Below are 640 nucleotides of genomic sequence, written 5' to 3' on the forward strand. Positions count from 1 at the left end.
TGCAAAACAGGTTTGAGTTTTTCAGCGGTCAGTTTTTCCACGTCGACTAAAGTTTGCCAAAGCGCGCGTTGCTCTGCCTGTTTGTAGTTGTTGAGATAGTGACTGAAAAAGGCAATACCGTAGATTTCTCCATAGTATGCAGTAAGTAAATTGTTGAGCATTTTAATGTGCGTTTGGGGAACGGATGGACGCTATTTTATAACGGAATGAAAGAGATAAGAAGTTGTGAGAATTTTATGAGAATTCGATGAAGTTACCGAGATATTTGCTCGTCATGCTTAAAGACAAGAATGACAAACGTTCGAAAGCAATGCTGCTCAAGCCAACAAAAGACGATGTTCAAGGGCTTGGGATTCACTCTCATAAAAGGATGGATTCACAATGAAAAAACGTACCCAACTTAGTCTTGTCATGACGTCTGTTGCTCTGGCGGTTGGCGCGGCATCAGCTCAAGCGGCGGAACTAGAAATTACGGTTACCAACGCAACCAAAGGCATTTACTTTACACCGCTTATCGTCGCGGCGCATGGCTCAGATCTACATATGTTTAAAGTCGGAGAATCCGCCACATCAGAGCTTGAAGCGATGGCTGAAGGTGGGGATATTTCTGGATTATCGACCGTGATTGGCAACGCAGGCG

The 640-nt window shown here is 44.2% G+C and carries 2 protein-coding genes; both read left to right on the forward strand.

All coding sequences use genetic code 11. The features are described 5' to 3' along the window. Positions 1-247: 247 nt before the first annotated feature. Positions 248-385 (forward strand): hypothetical protein, encoded by a 138-nt coding sequence (locus R7Q46_RS27805; protein ID WP_318078381.1) that lies wholly within the window; start codon positions 248-250, stop codon positions 383-385. Further along, a partial coding sequence (locus R7Q46_RS27810; RefSeq protein ID WP_318078382.1) for a spondin domain-containing protein occupies positions 382-640 on the forward strand: 259 nt, incomplete at its 3' end. The genes R7Q46_RS27805 and R7Q46_RS27810, both read left to right, overlap by 4 nt.

The organism is Vibrio sp. 811 (assembly GCF_033339195.1).

Excerpts from the sequence above, each read along its gene's own strand:
- R7Q46_RS27805 (WP_318078381.1), top strand. The coding sequence starts at position 248 with ATGAAGTTACCGAGATATTTGCTCGTCATGCTTAAAGACAAGAATGAC.